Origin of the sequence: Sporosarcina sp. D27, from assembly GCF_000586555.1 — a bacterium.
Taxonomy (GTDB): Bacteria; Bacillota; Bacilli; order Bacillales_A; family Planococcaceae; genus Sporosarcina.
In genome coordinates, this window is record NZ_AZUC01000013.1 from 25,757 (window position 1) to 44,411 (window position 18,655).

General features: G+C 44.8%; 14 protein-coding genes. 11 read left to right on the forward strand and 3 right to left on the reverse strand.

The features are described from left to right. Position 1 precedes the first annotated feature (1 nt). Entirely contained in the window at positions 2-1,018 is a 1,017-nt protein-coding gene (moaA, locus tag N693_RS0102480) for a GTP 3',8-cyclase MoaA (protein WP_025783206.1), read from the forward strand. A gap of 36 nt (positions 1,019-1,054) precedes the next feature. Beyond that, positions 1,055-2,878 carry an SEC-C metal-binding domain-containing protein gene (locus tag N693_RS19575; protein WP_025783208.1) on the forward strand — a complete coding sequence of 608 codons (1,824 nt, stop codon included), beginning with the start codon at positions 1,055-1,057 and terminating at the stop codon, positions 2,876-2,878. A 574-nt stretch (positions 2,879-3,452) separates the two neighbouring features. On the opposite strand, the gene N693_RS0102490 is transcribed toward N693_RS19575, so the two are convergent. Continuing rightward, entirely contained in the window at positions 3,453-4,247 is a 795-nt protein-coding gene (locus N693_RS0102490; RefSeq protein ID WP_025783210.1) for a TIGR00266 family protein, read from the reverse strand. 62 nt (positions 4,248-4,309) lie between these two features. After that, positions 4,310-5,218, reverse strand: a complete 909-nt coding sequence (locus N693_RS0102495; RefSeq protein ID WP_025783212.1) for a TetR/AcrR family transcriptional regulator — start codon at positions 5,216-5,218, stop codon at positions 4,310-4,312. A gap of 174 nt (positions 5,219-5,392) precedes the next feature. Between N693_RS0102495 and N693_RS0102500 the strand changes: the two genes are divergently transcribed. The 9 genes from N693_RS0102500 (at position 5,393) to N693_RS0102540 (ending at position 17,689) form a co-directional block, all read left to right on the forward strand. Further along, the gene (locus N693_RS0102500; RefSeq protein ID WP_025783213.1) at positions 5,393-6,946 is read left to right on the forward strand and encodes a DHA2 family efflux MFS transporter permease subunit; all 1,554 of its coding nucleotides are present in this window, start codon (positions 5,393-5,395) and stop codon (positions 6,944-6,946) included. A 363-nt stretch (positions 6,947-7,309) separates the two neighbouring features. Then, on the forward strand, positions 7,310-8,788 hold the full coding sequence (locus N693_RS0102505) for an aldehyde dehydrogenase family protein (RefSeq protein ID WP_025783214.1): 1,479 nt from the start codon (positions 7,310-7,312) through the stop codon (positions 8,786-8,788). 15 nt (positions 8,789-8,803) lie between these two features. Next, positions 8,804-9,970, forward strand: a complete 1,167-nt coding sequence (locus N693_RS0102510) for a saccharopine dehydrogenase family protein (RefSeq protein WP_025783215.1) — start codon at positions 8,804-8,806, stop codon at positions 9,968-9,970. 26 nt (positions 9,971-9,996) lie between these two features. Then, a complete protein-coding gene (locus tag N693_RS0102515; protein WP_025783216.1) occupies positions 9,997-11,196 on the forward strand; it encodes an acyl-CoA dehydrogenase family protein in 1,200 nt (399 codons plus the stop codon). Between the two features lie 46 nt (positions 11,197-11,242). Next, positions 11,243-12,511, forward strand: coding sequence for a serpin family protein (locus tag N693_RS0102520; protein WP_025783217.1), 1,269 nt, complete (start codon positions 11,243-11,245; stop codon positions 12,509-12,511). A gap of 185 nt (positions 12,512-12,696) precedes the next feature. Next, positions 12,697-13,800: an NAD/NADP-dependent octopine/nopaline dehydrogenase family protein gene (locus N693_RS0102525; RefSeq protein WP_025783218.1), complete on the forward strand. Its 1,104-nt coding sequence runs from the start codon at positions 12,697-12,699 to the stop codon at positions 13,798-13,800. Positions 13,801-13,958: 158 nt separating this feature from the next. Continuing rightward, positions 13,959-14,528 (forward strand): TetR/AcrR family transcriptional regulator, encoded by a 570-nt coding sequence (locus tag N693_RS0102530; protein ID WP_025783219.1) that lies wholly within the window; start codon positions 13,959-13,961, stop codon positions 14,526-14,528. Positions 14,529-14,594: 66 nt separating this feature from the next. Further along, on the forward strand, positions 14,595-16,799 hold the full coding sequence (locus N693_RS0102535) for a YhgE/Pip domain-containing protein (RefSeq protein ID WP_253271148.1): 2,205 nt from the start codon (positions 14,595-14,597) through the stop codon (positions 16,797-16,799). A gap of 503 nt (positions 16,800-17,302) precedes the next feature. Next, entirely contained in the window at positions 17,303-17,689 is a 387-nt protein-coding gene (locus N693_RS0102540) for a hypothetical protein (protein WP_025783221.1), read from the forward strand. A gap of 48 nt (positions 17,690-17,737) precedes the next feature. Here N693_RS0102540 and N693_RS0102545 read toward each other — a convergent pair whose 3' ends face one another. Further along, positions 17,738-18,619: an SDR family oxidoreductase gene (locus N693_RS0102545; protein ID WP_025783222.1), complete on the reverse strand. Its 882-nt coding sequence runs from the start codon at positions 18,617-18,619 to the stop codon at positions 17,738-17,740. Between the last annotated feature and the right edge of the window lie 36 nt (positions 18,620-18,655).

Genomic DNA, 18,655 nt, shown 5'->3' on the forward strand with positions numbered 1-18,655 from the left:
CATGGAGCCAATAACAGATAAGTTTGGTCGTCCGATTCGTGACTTGAGAATATCCGTGACAGACCGCTGCAACTTCAGATGCTCCTATTGCATGCCGAAAGAGATTTTTGGGGACGATTATGTGTTCCTCCCGAAAAGTGAGTTACTGTCATTTGAAGAAATTGAAAGGCTAGCGCAACTCTTTGCGAAGATGGGCGTGAAGAAGTTACGGTTAACGGGTGGAGAACCACTCATGAGACGAGGACTTCCTGAACTTGTAGGGAAACTGATGCAAATTGAAGGAATTGAAGATATTGGCCTCACGACAAACGCCGTTTTACTCGGTCAATATGCAAAGCCTTTATATGACGCGGGCTTACGCCGGTTGAATATTAGTCTGGATGCACTGGATACGGAGTTATTCGGGGAGATGAACGGTCGAGGCGTGAAGCCGGAAGTCATACTTAAAAATATCGATAAGGCTCACGCTTTAGGGTTTACTATAAAAATGAACATGGTCGTGAAAAAGGGAACCAATGAGCAAGAAATCTTGCCCATGGCTCAATACTTCAAAGAGCGTGGTATCACGTTGCGATTCATTGAATTTATGGATGTTGGAAATGACAATGGTTGGAGTTTTGAGAAGGTCGTGACGAAGAAGGAGATTTTGGAACGTCTGCAAGCTGTCCATAATCTTGAGCCGGTTGAGGAAGAGTATTATGGAGAAGTGGCGAAGCGTTGGCGTTATAAAGACAATGGAGCCGAGGTTGGTTTCATCACATCGGTATCCGAGTCGTTCTGTTCAACGTGCACTCGTGCTCGTCTTTCGTCTGAAGGTAAGTTATTTACGTGTTTGTTTGCGTCAGAAGGATTCGATGTCCGCGCGCTTATTCGTGAGGGTGCTACAGACGAAGAACTTGCTGCAGCTGTAATGGAAGTATGGGAAAACCGTGCAGATCGCTATTCAGATGAACGTACGGAACAAACCGTGAAAAATCGTAAAAACAAAAAGATTAACATGAGTTATATCGGGGGCTGACCAACAGCCCCCCCAATATATTGGGGGGATTTGAACATGACTGGAAGAAACGAACCATGCCCATGCGGCAGTGGGAAAAAGTATAAAAAGTGCTGTGGGAAAGTTGGCGATGATCTGCTGAGTGCTGTCGTCAATGAAGAGCTCGATCGTATTCTTAGTCAATTTTTTGATACATATCCAACAGGGGACAAGCGGGAATCCATGATGCGTCTCATGCGTCAGTGGGCTGAAAAACTCCGTGGCAGTTGGGAACCGGCACATATAGAAGAGGCGGCTTCTGAATTTTATTTATTCATAGAAGACAATTCACAATGGAAAGAGTATATACGCAAGCAACAAATCGCTGCGGCCCGTGGAACGGTACAGGACGTTCTTAAGAAGTGGGAAGAGCCGTTTATGCTACTTGGTGAAATTACAGCGGCGAAGCCAAATGCGTTGGAGATTACAAAGTTATTGACTGGCGATGTAATTGAATTGGCGCGCATAAAAGGGATGCCTGCAGATGAAGGTACATTAGTGTTTGGCGTTGTACTTCCGGATACCCGCCGTGGTGACAAGTCGATAGCACCAGTCTCATCTATGCTGTTTTTAGCGAAATGGAGCAAACAGACGAAAAAATCATTGCTTGGGCTATGGGAGAAATCATCTGATCAGTCGCCTGCAGAATTCGTCCGCAAGAATACGCTTGAAATATATGAACTGCTAGTAAAACGCAGTATGGCTTCGATGAATGAAATAATTGAAGATGTACTCGCACCGGCGCAGTTGACTGCATTGAAGCAGCTTGACGAACATCTTGCGAAAGCAGATGAGCCTGCAGATGTCAGAGAAATGCTTCAGAAATTGGCGGTTGCATACTTTTTAAACACGGAAGTTGTAGAGGATGCTGAACTGGATGTGTCTGCGTTTGTACAGGCATCGCTTCAAGTCGGTCACTCGTTATCACTGGTCAAACAAGAGACTACGCTTGAACCGGCAGAAGATACGGACGCGGTTGACCGTTTCTCGAAAGAGTTGAGAGAGTTATATGATGCGATGATGACAGACGGAGATGCTGCAGCCGCTGCTATCTACGAGATTGGTACTGACCCAAGACCGACAGAATCGGAGCTATGGGAAACGGCGATGACGACTTCTGGTGTTGTCGAACCTGAGCGACGTCCAGGGGTAGATGAAGGACGTGCACAGCGACTTGCTTATGAAGCATTTGGCGCTGAAGACGAAGAAACGCGCCGGAAGTTGTCGGATTCGGCGTTGTCCATTGTACCGGACTTGTCTGATGGATTATTGCTGAAAGCAGAAACGGAAGAAAACCTAGAAAAGGCGAGCGAGCTTTATGAGCGGGCAATCCGAGAGGCGAGTAAACGGTTTGAAGCGGGCGAAAACCCGTGGCAAAACATACCGAATCGACCGTTCATGCGGGCTGCATTTGCATATGGTACGCACCTGTTCATGCACGGAGAGTTCAACGAAGCTGCCGAGGTGTTCTTGGATCTCGTGCGCATGAATACGACAGACAACCAAGGGGCGCGCTATGAAGCGATTGCTTCGCTGATTCATGCTAGACGCTTCAATGAAGCGGGCGAGCTATTAGTTCGCTACGAGCGGGGTTCTGAAAATGATGCCGCGTATTTATACTTGGATTGGAAACTCGAAAACGAAGCAACAGGTGGAGAGTCTAAAGAAGAGGCAGATATGCTGAAGAAAGCATCTGCAGCAAATGGCAATGTCATGCACTTGATGGCATTCCGTGCCCAAACGATAGATTATCCACGGCATGAGCGTCTTGAACCAGGAAGTAAAGCAGAAGCACGCTATATTTGGTTGTTATTGAATGGTCCAAGTGGTTTGAAGGGGTAATGGATGAGTGCAAGAATGCAACAGTTCGAATGAGGCGTGGGAAGTGCTCATAAACTCGAGAATGTGCTCATAAACTCATGAAAGTGCTCATAAAACTGTGAAAGTGATCATAAACTCGAGAAAGTGCTCATAAAACTGTGAAAGTGATCATAAACTCATGAAAGTGCTCATAAAACTGTGAAAAGTGATCATAAACTCAGGAAAGCGCTCATAAAACTGGGAAAGTGCTCATAAACTCAAAAATATGCTCATAAATCCAGTCGACACGCCAGCTCAATTCTGCAAATACAAGTTCAAAGGACCCTCCCAAAAAAATAAGCGAAGCGCCACCAATTAATCTCTTTCACACTGGTAATGGAAGATAATTATCAAAAAAGGTACTAGAAACTGGCAGTGAAGAACGTAAAAGATTTGATTGGTAAAGTGCACTAAGTGAAAAATCTCTTCTGACCGGTAGACGTTTCGTGTTTCGTTGATCAGGAATGATAGGGAGCGCTCAAAAACTCCATCCAACACAAAATCAACTTAAAAAGCTGTCCGCACCTGCGGACAGCTTTTCATTATCTTCTAAAACTCATTTTCCGCCTAACAAATCGAACAATCCACCGGCGACACTACCTTCACCTTTAGAACTGCCTCCAGGAATTTGGGGAGCGGAAGCAAATACACGGCTCGCAAGACGAGAGAACGGAAGTGACTGAATCCATACAGTTCCTGGTCCGCGAAGCGTTGCGAAGAACAATCCTTCTCCACCGAAAAGTGCGGTTTTCACACCTTTTACCGTCTCGATTGAGTAATCCACATCATGCGTCATCGCAACAAGACAGCCTGTATCTACACGCAACGATTCTCCTGGTTGTAGCTTTTTCTCAATGATTGTCCCGCCCGCATGCACAAATGCTAGACCATCGCCTTCCAGCTTCTGCATAATGAACCCTTCTCCACCAAAGAACCCTGTACCGAGCTTCCGTTGAAATTCGATTCCTACAGATACACCTTTAGCTGCTGCTAGAAACGCATCCTTCTGACAAATGATTTTCCCGCTATGTTCACTTAAATCCATCGGAATAATCTTTCCAGGATAAGGAGAGGCGAAAGACACATGACGCTTTCCGGATCCGGTATTTGTGAATGTCGTCATGAACAAACTTTCACCTGTTAGCACGCGCTTTCCTGCTCCCATGATTTTGCCGAACAATCCGCCATCACTGCTGGAACCATCACCGAAGATCGTCTCCATTTCAATGTGGTCTTCCATCATCATGAGCGCACCGGCCTCTGCTACAACAGTTTCCTGTGGATCTAGCTCAACTTCTACAAACTGCATATCATCGCCGTGAATCTTGTAATCGATTTCGTGATTGTTCATTGTCTGTTCCTCCGAGAATCAAATTTGTTACTCAGTAATACGTTATTGACAGAGGGAAGGTTTCAATTACTTGAACTGCAAGTACCTTTTGACCGAAGATCTTTCACTAATTTAATTTGGGAACACAACTTAGAGATTTTATCGGCATAAGTTGTGGAGGAATAATGTGATAGGAAAGAAGTCGTAACGGATTCCAAAATTGTTGGACCACTATTTCCAGTAACGAGTTCTTCTAACAGAAATGTTACATATTCTATCCCTTTTTCTTCCCGATCCTTCTCGAAACGAGAAAGCATGGTACGTAATTCACTCATTAACACTTCTTTAGTATCTTCATTGTCCGCGTACGTTAACTTTTCAAGAAGAGCCTTTCCGAGCAATTTGTCACCACTCGATATCATACCAGCCATAATATCATCAAGGCGTCGAATGGTAAATGGAACGAGTTGATCATAATTGAATGTATTTTTTTCTCGTCCACCAATCTTTACGAAATGATGAATGTGTTGCATCATGCCGACAAGAATCACTGCACCGTCCGCATTGTATGGTTCAGATTCAGGACCATATACTTCGAGCAATCTCCCTGATAGCCAGGAGATTTCGGATAGATACTGTTTCCGAACAAAAGTTCTCATTTCGTCGTCTTTAGAAAAGAAAACTGCTTCATAGATAGGAAGTAAATTGCGTTCTCGATCGACATGCGCACGGGTTACAATTTGCAAGGCAAAAATTGTTTTATCCGTACGGTCCTGCCCAAGAAGTAATTTTCGTCGTCTGGTAATCGACTCTTCATTCGCCATTTCCAAAATGGCTAACAAGCATTCATTCTTCGAAGTGAAATAATTATAAAATGTCCCTTTGGAAATACCTGCTGCATTTAAGATATCTTGAACAGAAGTTGCAACAATGCCTTTTTCTTGAAAAACCTGCTGCGCAGCTAGAATAACTTTCAATTTCCGCTCGTTCATTACATCACCTTTTTGTTAGTTAATATACCGACAGTCTACTATCAAAATGCACATATATCAACGAAATAAAGTGGTTAATATTTTTATATTGATTTTTTTGGACTATGAGTATAAACTATTCTTCATGATGTTTTTTTTAGTAATGAATTAACAGCTAACTGGAGGAATTAATAGATGGAAACTAAAGACCATGTTAAGAAAATGCATGAAAAGCCACCGTATGGCATAATCATCATCCTTTTCATAGGCGCATTTGTCGCAATACTGAACAATACGCTGCTCAACATTGCGCTCCCTACAATTATGGATGAATTTAAGATAGACCCTTCACAAGTGCAATGGCTAACGACTGGCTACATGCTTGTCGGCGGTATTATGATGCCAGCCAGTGCTTTTTTCATTCTCAAATTCAAGAACCGTAATCTATTCTTGACAGCGATGACCCTGTTTTCATTGGGGACATTTTTGGCGATTATCACGCCGAACTTCGCGTTATTAGTAGCCGCACGGATGATCCAAGCAGCGGGTGCCGCTTTGCTTATGCCGCTACTAATGAACGTCATGCTCGTTGCCTTTCCGATTGAAAAACGCGGTCAGGCACTTGGCTATTTTGGACTCGTCATGTTTACGGCTCCTGCGATTGGACCGACTCTCTCTGGGTTCGTAGTTGAACACTACTCATGGCGTGCTTTGTTCATCATCGTCTTGCCAATTGCATTGTTTACAATCGTGTTTGCAATGATTAAACTTCGCAACATCACACCAAACAAACCAGTAAAAGTAGATACTTTTTCAATTTTCCTTTCAAGTATTGGATTTGGTGGCTTGTTGTACGGGTTCAGTTCGGCAGGAAGTAAAGGATGGACATCACTTGAGGTCCTTGGCCCCATCATCATCGGAGCCATTGCTTTAGTAGTATTCGTTACGCGCCAATTACGGAAATCAGAACCAATGCTCGACTTCCGGATCTACAAACATCCGATGTTCGCCTTGTCTTCTGTAATCTCTGTTGTAGTATCAGTTGCTATGTTCTCAGGGATGATTCTGACACCGCTTTACGTACAGAGTGTGCGTCATATTTCACCACTCGATTCTGGATTGCTCATGTTACCGGGTGCTGTTGTTATGGGATTCATGTCCCCGATTACAGGGAAGTTGTTTGATAAATACGGACCGAAAGGACTCGCAATTACGGGTCTTTCAATTACAGTCCTTACAACGTATATGCTCTCACAGCTACAAATGGATACAGGTTATTTCGAATTGATGGCTATATACACAGCTCGGATGTTTGGACTCTCGATGGTCACAATGCCAATCATGACGAATGGTATGAACCAGTTGCCAATGGCTTCAAATCCACATGGTACGGCGATGAACAGTACCGTTCAGCAAGTGTCCGGTGCGATTGGATCTGCAATTTTGTTAACCGTTATGACGAAACGTGCTGAAACGTCAGGTGCCCAAATCGCACAAGACGCAGCCGCTTCAGGGAGTATCCCGACGGATGCAGCAGGATTGGCAGCATTCAAAGTTCAAGTAGGTCAGCAAGCCCAACTGGATGGTATTAACCATTCGTTCTTTATCTCCGCGATTATCGCAGGAGTGGCGCTTGTCTTAACGTTCTTCATCAAGCGTGTCAAACCGCCGAAGTTCAGCGAACAAGTAATACCTGAAACACCAGCTGAAGCACGAGTTGAAGCACCATTAGATAACAACAAAGCATAATCGAAAGCCCTTTACTGGAAAATTTCTAGTAAAGGGCTTTTTTATATGGAATCTGTTCTGAAGATAACTGAACTGGAGCTCATAAATTTGGGGGAGTGCTCATAAATCGTGAAAAGCGCTCATAAACCCAGGAAAGTGATCATAAACTCTGAGAAGTGCTCATAAACCCAGGAAAGTGATCATAAATCTTGAGAAGTGCTCATAAACCCTGAAAAATGCTCATAAACTCCAGTAAACGCTCATAACATGAATAAGGCAATCAGAATCTTCTCAATTCAATGAAAGGAAATAACTAGTTGCTGTCGAATAGAGTATGAAAGGGCTTACAAATCTATCAACCTTTTTGGAGAGGGGAATGCAGCAATGAAACTGAACAACTACATCAATGGACAATGGGGTACAGATATAGGAGCAGACTATACAGCGGTAAAAAACCCAGCGAACGGAAAAACATTAGCTGACGTGCGTCTATCGACAGCAGATGACGTCAACCAAGCAGTCGCTGCAGCGAAAGCCGCTCAAAAGAAATGGGCACGGGTTCCCGCACCGAAACGGGCAGATTACTTATATGAAATAGGGCGCATTATGATAGAAAAGAAAGAGCATCTTTCCCAAGTACTCACAAAAGAAATGGGGAAAGTTATAGAAGAAGCGCGTGGTGAAGTCCAAGAAGGCATCGACATGGCCTATTATATGGCAGGCGAAGGCCGCCGTCTCTTCGGTGAAACAGTGCCATCTGAACTTGATAACAAATTCGCGATGAGTGTCCGTGCACCAATCGGCGTTGTGGGTTTAATCACCCCGTGGAATTTCCCGGTCGCTATTGCCACTTGGAAATCGTTCCCTGCAATTGTTGCGGGCAACACATTCATCTGGAAACCCGCAACTGAAACACCGATGATGGCTTATGAAATGGCACTCATCTTTGAGGAAGCCGGCTTGCCAGCAGGTGTGGCAAACGTCGTATTTGGAAGCGGTGGCACAGTCGGAACAGGGATGATCGAGCATCCGGATGTCCGCGTTGTTTCTTTTACCGGCTCAACGGAAACTGGGAGACGTGTCGCGGAACTGGGTGGGCGTCATTTGAAGAAGGTATCCCTTGAAATGGGCGGCAAAAACGCGATTATCGTTATGGACGATGCGGATATTGACCTCGCAGTTGAAGGCATTCTTTGGAGCGCCTTTGGTACCGCTGGTCAGCGTTGCACTGCATGTAGCCGGGTCATCGCGCATACGGATATAAAGCAGGAACTTGAGCAAAAGTTGCTAGAAGCGATGAAAGGCTTGACGATTGGCGATGGAGCAGACGAATCCAACAAAATCGGTCCTGTCATTAACGCAAAATCACTTGAGAAAATTAGCTATTACGTCAACGTTGGAAAAGAAGAAGGAGCAAAACTACTAGCCGGCGGAAATACGCTGACAGATGGCCATTACACAGGAGGGCATTACTTTGAACCAACTCTTTTCACAGATGTTGCAGCAGATAGTCGCCTTGCGCAAGAGGAAATCTTCGGTCCTGTTATTTCGCTGATTGAAATCAGTAGCTTAGAAGAAGCGATTGAAGTGAACAACAGTGTAGTATACGGCTTGTCCAGCTCGATTTTCTCAAGGGATGTCAACAAAATCTTCCAAGCACAACGTGATCTTGATACAGGAATCGTCTACGTGAACGCTGGAACAACTGGCGCTGAGATCCACTTGCCATTTGGCGGAACGAAAGGAACGGGCAATGGCCACCGAGACTCAGGCGTTGCGGCATTGGACGTCTTCACAGAATGGAAGAGCATTTACGTAGATTTTAGCGGTAAGTTGCAGCGGGCCCAGATCGATAACAACTAAAAGGAGGCTGATTGGATGAAAGTCGTCGTACTAGGTGCAGGGTTAATGGGGAAAGAAGCTGTTCGAGACTTGGTAAAAAATGATGAGGTGACAGCTGTCTATTTAGCGGATCAAGACGTTAGAAAAGCAGAGCATTTTGCAGATGAACTCTTGTCAGACAAACTCAGTGTTTTAGTACTCGATGCACGTAATGAACTGCAATTAAGTGAAGTCATTTCACTCGGTGACGTCGTTATCAATGCATTGTTCTATACATTCAATGAGCAAGTCGCAAAACTCGCGATTGAAGCTGGCGTTCATAGTGTAGATCTCGGTGGACACATCGGTGGTGCGACAGATGCCGTTCTACAGATGAAAGAACAAGCAGAAGCACGCGGCGTCACACTTATCCCAGATCTAGGTGTCGCACCAGGGATGATCAACATCCTATCAGGCCATGGGGCAGATAAATTGGATAAAGTTGAGTCCATCCGCTTGTTTGTAGGGGGCATACCTGTCAATCCAGAACCTCCACTTAACTACAACATTGTGTTTTCGTTAGAAGGTGTGTTTGACCATTACACGGATTCTTCGCGTGTGATACGAGACGGAAAAGTTCTAGAATTGCCGTCACTTTCGGAAATTGAAACCGTTCATTTCGATGAATTCGGCGATATGGAAGCCTTCCATACATCAGGTGGAACTTCCACCCTTATAGAATCATTCCCGGACGTTCAAACGCTTGAGTACAAGACACTACGCTATCCAGGTCACGCAGAAAAGTTCCAATTGCTCGTAGACCTTGGCTTATTATCACGTGAATCGACCATCCAAGTTGATGGAAAACCGTTACGTGTCCGCGATGTCATGCGTGAACATCTCACGCCTCAAATGCTGCTTGGCGATAAAAAAGATGCCGTATTGCTACGTGTCCTCGTAAGCGGGGAAGCTTCCGGCATGACAGCGACTTATGAGTACAACATGACAGTGACCAAAGATATTGATATGAATGAAACCGCAATGGCTCTTGCGACTGCAAATACGATTTCCGTCGTTGCACAGATGATTGGTGGAGGGACTATTACTAAACGTGGCGTTTATCCACCGGAATCGATCGTTCCAGGAGATCTCTATATTGAAGAGATGGGCAAACGAGGCGTCCACATTACGGAAACTATTCACACCGGTGAAGCCGCACTTTAATTTGCGGGATGCAAGGAGGAATAGAGATGGACTTCAACTTAACGGAAGAACAGCAGTTGCTGCGTAAAACAGTGAGGCGTTATGTCGATGATCGAATCCTTCCGAATATCGCGAAATGGGATGCAGAAGGCGGTTTTGATCCCTTAGTCTGGAAAGAACTCGCAGACCTCGGGTTCATGGGGACGTGTATACCGGAAACCTATGGCGGTAGCGGCATGGACTATAATGCTCTTGCTATTTTGTGTGAAGAACTGGAACGCGGAGATACCGCGTTCCGAACCGCGGTATCTGTCCATACAGGGCTGAATTCGCTGACTCTCCTGCAATGGGGAACGGAAGAACAGAAACAAAAGTATTTGATTCCACAAGCTAAAGGAGAGAAAGTCGGTGCGTTCGGACTGACAGAACCTGGTGCAGGATCTGACGTTGCTGCGATGGTTTCTACCGCTGTCCGTGAAGGTGACGATTATGTGCTAAATGGGCAGAAAACGTGGATTTCACTATGCGACAGTGCGGATCATTTCCTTGTCTTTGCCTATACGGATAAATCGAAAAAACATCACGGGATTTCTGCGTTCATCGTCGAGCGTACAATGTCCGGATTTTCATCCAAAGCTATCAAAAATAAATATGGCATTAAAGCCGGAAACACGGGTGAGCTATTTTTTGAAGACGTCCGTGTGCCTGCTTCCAACTTGCTTGGGAAAGAAGGGGAAGGGTTCAAAATCGCGATGTCTGCATTGGATAACGGACGCTTCACCGTTGCTGCAGGTGCAGTCGGTTTAATTCAGGCATGTATGGAATCGAGTGTTGCATATTGTGAAGAACGCAGTACATTCGGAAAGCCGATTGGACAGCATCAGCTCGTCCAGCAGATGATCGCACGGATGGAAGCAGGCTATCAAATGAGCCGCTTACTCGTCTATCGTGCCGGGGAGATGAAAAACGCCGGGCTACGTAATACTCGTGAAACGTCGTTAGCCAAGTGGCAAGCGTGTGATTTTGCCAATCAAGCTGCAGACGATGCGTTCCAAATCCATGGGGCATACGGATATTCTGACGATTATCCTGTTGCACGATTCTTGCGTAACTCAAAAGCACCGGTCATCTATGAAGGAACACGGGAAATCCATACGATCATGCAAGCAGAGTATGTATTTGGATATAGACAAGACAAGCCTCTTAGCAACAAGTTGCCATCTTGGACATATGACGAAGAAGTGTAACTTTCCTGATTTAAAACCGACTCATCTAGTAAAGGAGATGAGACCAATGTACAAAAAAGCTGTACTCGCAGTGGCAGTCAGTGCCGCGGTTGTCTTATCAGCATGTGGGACGGTGCGCGCCCCCGTGAAAAAAGAAGACCTGGAGCCTGAAAAAATTGCAGTTTCTTTCGGAGAAGACGATTACTTGAAATTTAGTGAGCCGACAAACGAACTTGGGGCGCAGCTGGTTACAAAAGCAAAACCAGACGATGACGGCAATGTATTCGTGTCACCGGTCAGTCTTATAATGGCATTATCCATGCTTCAGAACGGGGCGGATGGACAAACTCGCGACGAAATTAAAGATGCGATGCAAGTGATGGGAATGGATACGGAGTCCATCAACCGTGCGAACGCATCATTGTTGGACCACCTCCAACGTTCAGACGAAGAGTTAACATTCATGACGGCAAATTCAATTTGGATGAACGATGCGTATACGCTACGAGAAGAATTTAAACAAATTACACGAGACTACTATTTAGCTGAGGCTCAAAATATGGACATTACCGACCCGAAATCCGTAGATATTATGAACGAGTGGGTTCAGCTAGCAACGAACGGAAAGATTGATGAAATTGTCCAAGCACCCCTTGATGATAGCTTAGTTATGTTTCTGTTGAATGCTGTTTATTTCAAAGCATCCTGGTCCTATCCGTTCAATGAAAATGCAACAGAAGATGATGATTTTAAGAGCTCAGATGGAAATCTTAAGAAAGTTCCATTCATGCAATTGAATGAGGAGCTACCCTATTTGGAAACAGATCAATTCCAGGCAGTTTCACTCCCTTACGGAGACGAAGGAAAGATGACAATGGACATCTACGTCCCGAAGGTGGGGCAGAATCTCGACGACTTCCTCTCTTCATGGACTACTGAAAACCGTACGAACTGGAAGGGTTCGTTTGAAACCCGGCTAGGTACAGTCCGTTTACCTAAGTTCCAGCTCGATTATGAAATTCAGCTGAATGATGTGCTTCAGGAATTAGGAATGCAGCAAGCATTTGGTGAAGGAGCGGAATTATCTAAGTTAGTAGTAGAGGATGAAGATCCTTTGTTTGTGAGCAAGGTGCTACAGAAAACCTATCTTTCTGTGGATGAAAAAGGGACAGAGGCAGCAGCCGTCACTTCCATCGCTATGGATACGGTATCTGCGCCAATGGGAGAACCTTTCCAATTCACAGCGGACAAGCCGTTCTTCATCACAATTCGTGACAAAGAAGCGGACGTATTGTTGTTTGCAGGGAAGATTGCCAATCCTGTACAAGGAGACTAGTCGATAATAGTCTCGAAGCCGATAGGGGTTATCGGGACTTTGTGTTCGCAAAGGATGCTTTGTTTTTAGACAAATCAAGCAAAATAGTTTTTTAATGGAAACTATGATAAAATAGAGTAGTTGAGATCAATCAACATTTTTTTGTTCTACATTGTGAATAATTTCACAAGAAAGGGGAAATATAATTGAATATTACGATTGTTGGTTCAGGACACGGAGGTTCTACCGCGGCAGCTTGTCTAGCGCGCGATGGTCACCAAGTGAGTATGTTGAAGCTAAGCAATCAGCCAAACGAGCACTTTGCTAAATTGGAAGAAACGAAGTGCATCACATTGAAAGAGGGGGGCGAACAGCAAACCGTTCCGCTTCATGCTGTGACACGCAATCCTGCAGAAGTTATACCACAAGCAGATATTATCCTCATTTATTACGTCTCGAATTACCACAAGTCCCTCGCGAGCGCCCTAGCTCCACACATACAGAAGCATCAAACCGTTTACATTTGTCCGGGTTATCTCGGCAGCATTTACTTTTTGAACGAATTGAAACGAATTGGCAGAACTGAAGAAGCACCACTATTTGTTGAGGGCGAAACGTTGCCATACAGCTGTAGAATCACAAATCCAGGTGAGGTTACACTGTATTCAGAGAACTACGGTCATCCGATTGCATCCCTTCCCGCAGATCGAGTTCAAGAGGCATGTCATACGCTAAAACCAATTCTAGGCAATTGTATTCCTCGGGGAAATATTGCAGAAGTCGCACTCCACAACCCGAACCTCATTATGCACACAGTCGGAATTGCGCTCAACGCAGCATATATCGAGAACTCGGAAGGTCAGTTTTCGATGTATACGGAAGGATTTACGCCGTCGACTTGGAAAGTTGCACATGAGTTGGATCAGGAAAAAATGGATATGCTTGAGAAAATTGGTTCGAAACGCCGTTCATACATCGAAGAGTTTAAAGTGCGCACATTTACGGATCCTGAAGCCCAGTCAGATGATGAAGCATTTGCTATCTACGCAGACAGTGTCAAGGATTTGCATACAAAATCTGTTAACAATCGGTACATTACAGAAGACGTACCCATGGGCCTTGGGCTTCTTCACTCGCTCGGGAAGCACATCGGTTTGCCGACGCCAGTGGCTGATTCTATCATCACCCTCTCAGGAACCATGGTCGGTGAAGATTATTTCTTAGATGCGCGTTCTATAGAAAAACTTGGCTTCACAACCGCAGAGGAATTGTTGTCGTTCATCAATCCTAATAAAAAGCCTCAAGTTTAATGTAAAATAGGAAACGAAGGAGCGACACGTCCTTCGTTTTTTCTTTTAAGAATTTGATCAAAAAATCCTTGCAATCTATTTAAAGGGAGCGTATTATAAGGATTGACCAAATGACCATAATTGAATTATGGTCATTTTACAATGAAAGAGGTGGGCACATGGATCGCAGAACGGAGATTTTGGAAGCCGCTGCAAAATCCTTCTCACTGTTTGGCTACAAAGCGACCACGATGGACCAAGTCGCTAAGATTGCAAACGTTGGGAAAGGTACAATTTACACATTCTTCTCTAACAAAGAAGAACTGTTCAACGCCATTGTCGTCGGAATGATTGAAGAGATGAGGACAGAAGCGGAGGCCGCCGCTATTGAAGGGGCAACATTTGAAGAAAATGCGCATGCTCGTCTTATGTCAATTTTGAAATTCAGAACGACGCACCAACTATATGCCAAACTGATTGACGAAGGAAAAGAAATCCGGACTCCTGCCGTACAAGAAGTGCTCGTAGATATCGAGAAACAAATTGTGGAATTCATTGTTGAAAAAATCCAAAAAGGCATTAATCGCGGTGAAGTCAAACCATGTAATGTTGAAATGGTCGCGTATTTGCTGTTTAAATCGTATATGGCACTCGTCATAGACTGGGGTAAAACCCACGGTCAAGAGCTGGATCAAACCGAGATTATCGATTTATTGAGTAGTACAATTTTTAAAAGTCTCATAATTTGAGACTTATTTTTTAAAGTTTTAATGACCGAAAAGCTAAAGTGGTCAACTAGTCAAGGGGGAGAAAAAATGAAGAAGACGATGACAGGAGCGGAATGGAAGCAGTTACTGCGCACGCGAAAAATGATTGTGCCAATGATTGCGATTTTATTCATACCGGTATTATATGCAGGGATGTTTTTGTGGGCGTTTTGGGATCCGTACGCAAACATGGATGCATTACCCGTTGCAGTTGTAAACATGGACGAAGGTGCCGATTTTGAAGGTACTGAACTCAATATTGGGAAAGAACTTACCGACAATCTTATCGATAGTAAGGAGTTCGACTTCCAAAGTATTTCTGAATCTGAAGCTAAAAAAGGTATCACGAATCAAGATTACTATATGACAATCGAAATTCCAGCTAATTTTTCGCAACACGCGACCACGTTATTGGATGAAACACCTGAGAAACTAGCATTGGTCTACAAACCAAACGAGGGCTTCAACTTCCTCTCTTCACAAATCGGAGAAACGGCGATGGATCGCATCAAAGCGGAAGTGAACGAAAATGTATCGACCACATATGCGGAACAACTTTTCGACTCCATCAAAGAAATGGGAGATGGATTCGGGGATGCGGCCGACGGTGCAGGAAAACTGCATGATGGTTCTGGCAAGCTTGTATCCGGGACAGACGATTTAAAAGGGTACTTGGCACAACTTGCATCTAGTACGGTAACACTTGCCGATGGCTCGGATCAGTTGAAAAAAGGCGTCATCGAAGCTGCAAATGGTGCATCTTCATTAAATTCAGGTCTCGGCACATTGTCGTCGGGTGTTAGTGAACTTCAAAGCGGCGCTCAAAAAGCATCTGCGGGTGCGAGTGATTTGAATTCAGGACTGACTCAATACACGCAAGGTGTTGGTAAGCTAGCAAGTAGTTATCAACAGATTGGCGCAAAAGAAAAAGAATTCGGAGCAGGTGTGGGCAACTTAGCTGAAAAATCTGGTTCACTCAATGCTGCAGCTGGTCAATTAACAGGTGGCGCGCAGCAAGTAAATGCGGGAATTGGACAATTGTCTGAACAACTTGCACCAATATTAGCTTCACTTCCTGAAGAACAAAAAACGGCATTGCAAGGCGCGCTTAGTGAATTGAAACAAGGCAGTGCCCAAGTGGCAGGCGGACTTGGCGAACTATCGCAAGGAACCGCAGCGCTTCAATCGGGAGCGAAAGAATTGAATGATGCCGCGGGTCAATTAGCGGGGGCACACTCACAGGCACTTGCAGGTGTCAACGAGTTGAACAGTAAATCCGGACAATTGCTCGCAGGTTCATCTGCACTTGCTGAAGGAAATAGTGCGCTAAATGCAGGGGTTGGTAAACTTGCTACAGGCGCAACAGCTGCAAAAGAAGGATCTAGCAAGTTGGTCGACGGTCTCTCTGCGTTATCAGCTGGTTCGAAAACATTAACAGACGGGACGGGAACGCTTGCCTCTAAATCTCAAGAACTGGCAACCGGATCCGCAACACTTGCTGACGGAGCGAAAGAATTGAACGAAGGAGCAGGGACACTTCAAGAGAAATTGAGTGAAGCGAACGATACTGCTTCTGAAGTGAATCCATCTGACAAAACGTATGACATGGTAGCCGCTCCAGTAGATGTAGAAAAGTCTGCAGTCAATGAAGTACCGAACTACGGAACAGGATTTGCACCATATTTCTTATCTCTAGGATTATTCGTCGGTGCGTTGTTGCTGTCCATCGTATTCCCACTTGTTCAGCCAGTAATATCACCAACAGGTCCATTCCGCTGGTTCGCAAGTAAAGTTTCTGTACTCGCAGTGGTCGGGCTCATTCAAGCATTGATTGCCGTAGGCGTCATTAAATACGGGTTAGGTATGGACGCCATCAACACTCCATTGTTCATCCTTACAGCGATTATTACAAGTTACACATTCATCGCGCTCGTGCAGTTGTTTGTCTCTGTATTTAGTGACGCTGGACGCTTCCTGGCGATTCTCGTCTTGATCATGCAGCTCGTAACAAGCGCGGGAACGTTCCCATTGGAATTGATCCCAGAACCACTTCAGATTTTCAATAAATTCTTGCCAATGACATACTCTGTTCAGGCATTTAAAGCGTCAATTTCTACAGGTGACATGACGCATCTATGGACTTCAAACGGAATACTAATTGGATTCATGGTCGTATGTCTCGCGTTGACAGCTGGCTACTTCGCATTGTTGTTCAAAAAACGCCATTCTGCAACCGAAGCTGTAGAAGCATAAAAAAAATTCACAACCGGCAGACGGAATAACACGTCTGTCGGTTTTTTGTGGATAAAGATTTGAGTGATTCGAAAAGTTATCGACGGGTGACGACGAAGTTATACCCAGCTGGGGATGGAATCGGGGTTATCCACAGACGATTCCGAGGTGTTTTGTGAAAAGTAGAGATATGGACTGTGTTGTCCACTTTTTTTGAGGGACGAGCGGGTCTGTGTCGGTGACGACAAGACTGTGACCGGTGTAAATTGCGTTCTCGATTACTCAGGTGGGGGTGTCCATCACTTGCGTCGGTTTCTCCTTCACTCAGTTGGATTTGTCCGACACATAGGAGAGTTTGTCGATAACGGGACACAATTCAACGGCATGAAAGGATGAATTGGTAGCATTGCACCACTCCTGAATGTTCAATTTCACCGTGTACTACAATCCGTTGTCCAACGTGTCAAACTACTTGTAACCTTCTCAAATTTCCTTCGTCTACTAAAAAAATTGGGAGGGAGAACATGGACGCAAAGTGGAAATCGATACTCATCATTGGCATAGTGTTGTTACTCGCTCTAGCGGGAGCGTACTTTTGTCAACAAAAACAGCATGTAACTGTTGAACAAATGAGGTCATTTAATGAGGTTGTTCCTAATTCGGAAAGGGAAATTACTCAATTATCCGATGCGCGCACGTTTCAGCGCGCTGTGTGGACAGCTAAAAAACTGCCAGGTGTTGTAGATGTCGCCGATCCAAACTATAAAGTTACGATTGGGAAGAATGAGTATTATTTGTGGCTGTATGTAGGAGAAGAAGTGGGCTCTATGATGAAAGTCACGAATACGAACAACTTGTATCGATTACGTTCCCCTGAAAAACTCTTAGCAATTTTCAACACGTCCAATTAAAAAAAGCAGCGCCTCCCAACATGAGGAGTCGCTGCTGTCTATAACTTATTACGATCCAACAAAGTCCCCGCCATCGACGTGAATCGTTTGACCAGTCATATAGCTGGAATCGTTCGAAGCGAGAAACACGTAAGCGGGTGCGTTTTCCGCAGGCTCGCCGCGACGCTTCATCGGTGTATCGTCTCCGTGCTTTTCAACGGTTTTCGCATCGAACGTCGAAGGGATGAGTGGAGTCCAAATTGGGCCTGGTGCAACTGCATTCACACGAATTTTTTGGTCCGCTAAGTTCAAGGCTAGTGAGCGCGTGAACGTTGTAATGGCGCCTTTTGTTGCTGAATAATCGAGCAATCCTGGAGAACCATTGTAAGCGGTGACTGAAGAAGTGTTGATAATCGAGCTTCCTTCCTTCAGATGTGGCAACGCGAATCTAGTTAAATAAAACAGGCCGAAAAAGTTCGTTTCAAAAGTTTCGCGTAATTGGTCCCCAGAAATATCAAGCAGTGATTTTTGTGGGAATTGTTTTCCGGCATTATTCACGAGCACATCAAGGCCGCCAAATTCTTCAACGACAGCTTCCACTAACGTTTCACAGTTTTCTTCTTCACTAATGTCTATTCTTTTTGCAAACGCCTTTCCACCATATTTCTCAATGAGTTCAACGGTTTTATCCGCATCCACATCTTCTTCCGGACTGAGGTAAGCAATCGCGACATCTGCGCCTTCTTTTGCGAAAGCGACGGCCACTGCACGACCGATTCCGCTATCTCCTCCGGTGATTAGCGTTTTCTTCCCGGCTAACTTTCCGGAACCTTTATACAGCTCATCGTCGTAAATCGGCTGAGGTGACATCTCTTCTTCCACGCCAGGTTGCTGCTCCTGAGTCTGGGGTTTTACGCTTTCATCGATCTTTTCGTATTTATTTTTTGACATCTGCAAAATCCTCCTTACCAGGTATCTAGTCAAAGT